This is a genomic window from Pseudomonas sp., assembly GCF_026224925.1.
Lineage (GTDB): Bacteria > Pseudomonadota > Gammaproteobacteria > Pseudomonadales > Pseudomonadaceae > Aquipseudomonas.
Genome location: NZ_JAMFRV010000021.1, coordinates 1 through 6,692, shown reverse-complemented (window position 1 = coordinate 6,692; position 6,692 = coordinate 1). Strand labels below are relative to the sequence as shown.

General features: G+C 51.9%; 5 protein-coding genes. 1 reads left to right on the top strand and 4 read right to left on the bottom strand.

The features are described from left to right. The 4 genes from M0974_RS01215 to M0974_RS01200 form a co-directional block, all read right to left on the bottom strand. Positions 1 to 2,377, bottom strand: a 2,377-nt coding sequence (locus tag M0974_RS01215; RefSeq protein ID WP_297831596.1) for a TonB-dependent receptor, incomplete at its 3' end; no start/stop codon positions are given. Positions 2,378 to 2,436: 59 nt separating this feature from the next. Further along, positions 2,437 to 3,702, bottom strand: a complete 1,266-nt coding sequence (locus M0974_RS01210; RefSeq protein ID WP_297831594.1) for an MFS transporter — start codon at positions 3,700 to 3,702, stop codon at positions 2,437 to 2,439. Positions 3,703 to 3,855: 153 nt separating this feature from the next. Further along, positions 3,856 to 4,830: a TauD/TfdA family dioxygenase gene (locus M0974_RS01205; protein WP_297831591.1), complete on the bottom strand. Its 975-nt coding sequence runs from the start codon at positions 4,828 to 4,830 to the stop codon at positions 3,856 to 3,858. A 61-nt stretch (positions 4,831 to 4,891) separates the two neighbouring features. Then, complete coding sequence (locus M0974_RS01200; protein WP_297831588.1) at positions 4,892 to 6,085, bottom strand: amidohydrolase family protein; 1,194 nt, start codon at positions 6,083 to 6,085, stop codon at positions 4,892 to 4,894. Between the two features lie 359 nt (positions 6,086 to 6,444). On the opposite strand from M0974_RS01200, the gene M0974_RS01195 reads away from it, so the two are divergent. Next, a partial coding sequence (locus M0974_RS01195) for an amidohydrolase family protein (RefSeq protein ID WP_297831586.1) occupies positions 6,445 to 6,692 on the top strand: 248 nt, incomplete at its 3' end.

The window sequence follows — 6,692 nt, the reverse complement described above, 5'->3', positions numbered from 1 at the left end:
TAACTGACAATTCACCGCTTATGATGCGAGGACTCCCCATAACGCCGTACTTACCAAGTGTCGGCGCCACAGCTCCTGCAGTTATGTAAAACTTATCAAAAAGATTATTAACCGTCAGGGCAAATCCGTAGCGATCGTCGGTCGTGCGCACGCCAAGCCGAAGATTCGTCAGCGAATAGCCATTCTGCGTGAGCGGCCCGATACCCGCTGTATCGTCAGCGATGTTCCGGGAGCTATTATACGCCCAGATCACATCTCCCACCAGCCTAAGCTCGCTAGTAATCGGTTGATCAAGGTCGACGTTGACCGAAGCTTGCCATTTCGGCGCCTGGATCATCGTTTTGCCATCAAGGTTGAAAGACACGAACAAAGGTGAGTTAGTCAGTGAAAACTGCTTGTATTTGGCGTTCAGATAAGCGCCGTTCACAGAAACTGAGAGCGGTCTCGCGACGCGCCAGGTTAAGCTACTTTCAGCCCCATAGGTGCGGGCCGACCCGGCGTTGATTACTGCCGAACTCAGTTGTGAGTTCTGAATATTGCCGCTGTCTGTATATTGGATGTCGCGATAGTTGTTATAGTATACCGCACTCGTAAATTGCAGTTTTCGATCGAGAAGCTCCGTCCTATAGCCGACCTCGTACGTGTCAACCTGTTCCGGTTTGAACGTGCTACCTAACCCTCCCGGAAAAAGGGAAGGTGAAAGCGTCGGCAGTATTCCGCCAGTTTTAAAGCCCTTTGCATAGCGCGCATATATTACACCCCCATCAGTTTTGTAACTTAGTGTCGCAGCAGGCAGGAATTTTTTCCCGACGGTCGAGGCTTGTGAGACGAGCGGAGTAAAAAATGAAATTGAGCTCCGCTCCCAGACGTATCTACCGGAGATCGATAGATTAAGTCGCGCCAGAATGTCATATCCGACTTGGCCATATACTGACCAGCTCGTACGCTTAGTTACTGAGGTGGTAATTGGTGACTGAAAAAGATCTAATGTATAAGAGCGGGAGTTGATTCCTGTATTATCAGTAAACAGGGTCGCGCCGCCAAGAAATTGAAGCGGTCCCTTCTCGTTTGAAACGAGCCTCAGTTCCTGGTAAAAGAAATGTTTCTGAAAGGTCGTATCTGCGCGGATCGTCGGCACCTCTACGGCCGGAATCTCGGAATCGAACGTGTCGTAAAAATGACGCCATGCGGTAATTGAAGTCAAATCAACCCCTTTCAGATTCAACTCGACTTTACCGGAGGCGCCATATTCAGTCTGATAGATACGGGCCGGCTCGGTATAGTATCCCGACCACTTACCGGTGGGTGCTTGAAGATTGTCAGGAAAGACAGCCTTTAACCCCCGGTATCCTATAGCTGGTCCGGCTAGGAAAGGTAGAAGGGAATTATTAAGCAGCGAAATGTCATTCTGAGAGCTAAAGTTCCTTTCGGCGGTGCCATCCGAGCTGTGCTCTCTCAGGTAGTCACCGTCTATAGTGACTTTAACGTTCGCGGCTGGCTTAAATAGGAGCTTACTGTCCACATCCCAGAAGTCCTGATTACTGGCACCTCTGGGCGGATTAAAGCCGGAATTGAGCAGGTTGGCAGCAGCCAGTTGCTGCTGCGGCGTGATGCCGGGGTTGAGAGAAGTTGGAAAGTTTGCCGGAGAGTAATATGGTTTGGCAAGGTTTTTACTATAGAAGTCGTGCGATATGCGTTCTGCCGAAACGTTCCAATCAATCTTCTCGGTGAGCGGCACGTTTAAATATCCCTGGCCATCGAACGTTTTTAGTGAACCATAAGAGACTTGTCCTTCGGCGCTAGCTGTATCTGACGGCTGCCGGGTAATAATGTTGATAACACCCGCTGTTGCATTACGACCGTAGAGACCTCCTTGAGCGCCTTTAAGAATTTCTACGCGTTCGACATTCACCAAAGTGCCGTGAGTCATTCCATACGGCCGAGGTACATCGTCAATGAAGGTCGCGACGCTCGGATCAGCTCCGTTAAAAACTGTATTCCCGATTCCGCGGATAAATACTTGGGTATGCGCGAGGCCGAAGTAGGACGTAACGCCAGGTGTTTTGAGAGTTAAATCAGTTACACTCTTAATGCCTTCGGCCTTAAGGGTTAGTCCGGTTGAGGCAGTTATCGATACCGGCACAGAGACTATGGACTGCGCCCGCCGCTGGGCCGTGACAATAATTTCCGATACTTGCCCGGACGAGTCGCTGGGTGTGGGCGAGTCGCTGTTGCCGGAGCGGTTGGCCGGTGCGCCTTTTGCTTCACCTGCCGCCACGGCACTGTTGTCGGAGCTGTTAATCGCTGCGCTTTGTGCTGCGCCTGGCGCCAAGATCGATGTTCCCGCCAGCAGAGCACAAGTAAATTTAATAGTCATAAAACCCTCCCTTTAAATATTATTGCGCGCTCATATTTAAGTTGTGCGACTTGGTTTACTTAAACTTGGATCTTACCTGTTTTTGAAAATAAATTATTTCTCTCTAAGGAAAAAAGTAGAGCTAGTACAAGTAATAGGGCCGGTATAGCTAACTCGATAGCAAGATGGTAGCTTTGAGTACGGTCAAAAATCAGTGCCGCGAACAAGGGTCCACTGGCACTGCCGATACCTTGCACGCTACACAGCACCCCGTAGAATTTCCCGAAGTTATCCAGACCGAAGTGCTTCGAGATCAAATACGGGAATATTGGTGCCAAACCGCCGTTCGCGGCGCCTAGCAGAACTACGGCCGCCAAGTACGGCTCGTAGGAATTCCAGGCAGACAAAAGAATTATCAAGCCAGAAATCATCGTTAAGAGCCACGTCGCGATCATGGCCCCAGCTGTTAACCGGTCGAGAATGATGCCGCTAAGTAACTTGCCGAGTATCATGGCTAGACCAAAACAACCTGCCAGGATGACAGCTGTCGCGCTTGACAGACCGCCGTCTACGAACATCGGAACAAGATGCACAGTTAGTGCGATAGAAACGATGTAGAAGACAATGTTAGCAGTCGCGAGTTTAACAAACCTGGATGAACGCAATACGTCCTGTACGCCCCGTTTCACTGGCGGAACCGGTACTTGTCGATCCGCGCCGCTTTCTGGCCGATACAAAACGAATACCGCATAGGCACACAGGGCCACCAATGTTCCCCAGCCCAAGCCGAGCCTTATAAAGGCAGCCCGCCAGCCGTAGTGCTCGATAAGAAAATTCACGATTGACGGTATGACCATCGCGGCGATCCCGTGACCGCACATCGCGACAGAGAGAGCCATGCCGCGGTTGACTCTGAACGCTTTGGACGTGCTGGAAATAACGACCAACAACATCATGGAGTTTGCCGCCGCATAAACCGTCCAGAGCAGTAGCCAATATATATGACTACCATTGGAGGTGGCGAAGAGACTAAAAACCAGGCCACATATAACGGCGGTGGGAACTGCCAGGCGTCGCGCGCCCCATTTGTCGTTCAAAACGCCGAGCAACGGCGCCATTAAAATTCCTACGACGGTGGCAACGCTCCATCCTGCAGAGAACTCCGCCCGAGACCAGCCTAATGCACGCTGTACGGGAACCATGAAGGTTCCCATGGACATCACTCCCAACGAAGTGAGTGACGTTCCAAAAAATCCGGCAAGCGCGACAGGCCAACCGTAGAACCATTCTCCGTTCTCCGGCTGATGACTGGCGAGGCGCATGCGGATTGCGGTTTCGCGAGTCATCTTGACTGAGCGAAGTTTGTCGCTCGCCCAAGAGCTGGATTTGCAAAGGTTACCCCATTGTGGCCCTTTAGATTCCCATTGACCCCGGAGATACGGTGCTCACTCATCGATGTTCTCTTTTCGTTGCTACACCTTTTTTTGTTCCCCACTCTGCTAGTCAGCAAAGTGACGTACCTGCGCTTTCGCGCCTTTTTCAAAAAAACGTCCAACCCGGATCGCACCGGCAAGTGTGGTCCTGAGACCATAACGGCGCTGGTCTATTTTGTTACCAAAACCGGCATGCATGCAGCGTCGATTATCCCAGATAATCGCTTCATTGGGGGACCAGCGATGCTTGTAGATGTATTTTGGCTGCAGCATATGCTCGGCCAACTTGTGCAATAGATCTTCGCTTTCCTCCTTGCTCATACCAATGAAGAAATCGACATACGTCGGGCTCAGGAAAATGCACCTCCGTCCAGACTCCGGATGGGTCAGCATTGCAGGCAGGACGACCGACGGGTAGTTCGCGATAATCTTGGGATCATCGCCGTCTACGATGGCCTTTCCTCCCCATTGCGGATCTTCCTGCGGTGTCGCCGGCCGAGCCGTGCTCCAAAAGGCGCCAGGCCGGGTTTGCTCGCGCGGCCCCATCCTTAAAGTCGCCTTATACTCAAGTCCCCCGAGCCGTTTTTTCAGCTCTTCGGGGAGATCGTCGTATGCTTTAGCGGTGTCGGCGATCATCGTCTCGCCGTCCTCGGCGGGCACTTCGATCATCCGCAACATCGCGCCCTTGCAAATATCGCGTGTATACGCGGTGTCGCGATGCCAAGCGATCCGATTCACCAGCACATCAGCTTCGTCATAGACGTATGCAACACTACGCCGATCGCCGCTTATGTCGATTAACATCGGATGTACCTTAGAGCGCACCTCCGGAAAGGGGTGCTCTTCAAGCTCGCCGAATACTTCGCTGAGTGCCAGATGACGCTCGACTGTATTGACCTCCGTGAAAAGCAGCACACCATTGTCGAGCCATGCCCGATAAAGGCCTGCCCGTACCGCCGGATCTTGTTCGTCACCCGGCGTCAGGCCAACGATCTTTGCACCCACCGGCATAGCTTTCACAATAAATCTTGGCTCGACCACCGCATTCTCTCCACCTGTTAAGTGTCTTTTGCGCTGTATTGATTAGCCCTACCGGCGCGCTTCAGGTGATATTGATATTGTAAAGCTTCGCAGCATTCCCACTAAACACCTTGAATCTTTCTTCCTCGGTTAACTGCGCAATGGCATCAACCATGTACTCCAGACCGTCGGGAAATAGGCACGAAGGATGAGGAAAGTCCGTTTCGAACATCACGTTATCGGCGCCGATTTGGCGGACTGTGTCCACAAAGTTATCGCGCTCGAAAAAGCTACACGCGTAGATTTGCCGGCGGAAGATCTCTGCAGGGGGCGTGGCGTAGTTAATCTTCGCCTCGTGACCGGTGTACTTAAGCCCTTCGAGAAGATAAGGCACCCAGCCTGCCCCGCTCTCGACAGACACGATCTTCAGATCTGGCCAGTTCTCAAGAAACCGGGAAATAATAATATTTCCCAAAACGCGCATATTGCCAATGAACAGCATGAGCGTGCCCATCGCCATCGATTCCTCGTTTGAAAAACTAGGGAGCACCCCCTGGCCAGCGAACGACAAAGATTCATCCGACGCGCCGATGTGAAAATTCACAGGCAGCCCGTTTGAAACGCACGCTTCCCAGATCGGATTCCAGAAAGGATTGCCAATGTCCGGCATGCCATGAGTATGAGTGTCCGGGTTCCAGTTGATCCCGCGAGCGCCCCATTTAAGACAACGCTCAAGCTCTTTTACCGATGCGTCAAGGTCCCACCAGGGAAGCAACGCCATGGGGAATATCCGGTCGCCCGAATCTCTCTGCATATCTCCCATCGCATCGTTGTAAATTTGGACTGCCGAGAGCCGAAGTTCGGCATCCGTCTTCATGCCCTTTACACCGCTAAAACCCAGTATGTTCGGGTAAGCGATCTGAGCGTAAACTCCCTGCTCGTCCATCATCTGGACGCGGGCGCGAGTGTCATAGGCAGAAGGATGAATGTCATCATGCGTAATGCTGGTGAAGCTCCAACCTAGCGCCTTGCCGCCATCCTTCATGACGGCGCAGGATGCACCGTTATTATAGATCATGGTGTCTTCGTCGATGACCCAACGACGCTCCAAACCCGCCCCCACAATACGAGGCATTCTATGTTTGAGGTGAGCAGGCGCCCTGTCAGTCCAAAGGCCGGGCCACTCGCTAACGTGCGTGTCCACATCGATAAACTTAATGCCGGCGAGCAACTCGCGTGCCGACGGCTTGTCCTTGACGGTGTTTGGGGTCAACATTGCCTCTACCTGTTTTTATTAGTCGGGATCAGACCTTACATTCTACGGGTGTCCGGTCCGGGTCAAATGCGTTAATTCCGTCATTGTGAAAGACGAGCCACGTTCGCCGATGCCATAGTTAATTCCGTCAATGTGAAAGTTGAGTCAGAGTTTCCGGCATTTCATATAAAGTAGTAAGGCCGTTGCGGGTGGATATTTCGCGCCATTACGTGGCTTGCTATGCAAAACCCATGTGGTTATGTTGTATAAATAATTGGCAGTATGCCCACAGTCATATTAAAGAAAATCGTTACGACTTCATGTATAAAGAGTCAGATCGATCTGGTTTTTGTTTAGAATGCCTGGGAAGGAATTTAATCATGCCCGTTGATATGGTGGTCCGTGGAGGAAAAGTGATTGACGGCTCGGGGCTGGCTGCTTTCACTGCGGATATCGCGATAGAAGATGGGCGCATTGTCGAGATCGGGCGTGTTGCCGACCGGGGACATCGTGAGATCAACGCTGACGGGTTGATCGTGACGCCGGGGTTCGTTGATGCCCACACTCATATGGATGCGCAGATCAATTGGGACCCTCTGGGTACCTCGTCATCCTGGCATGGCGTGAC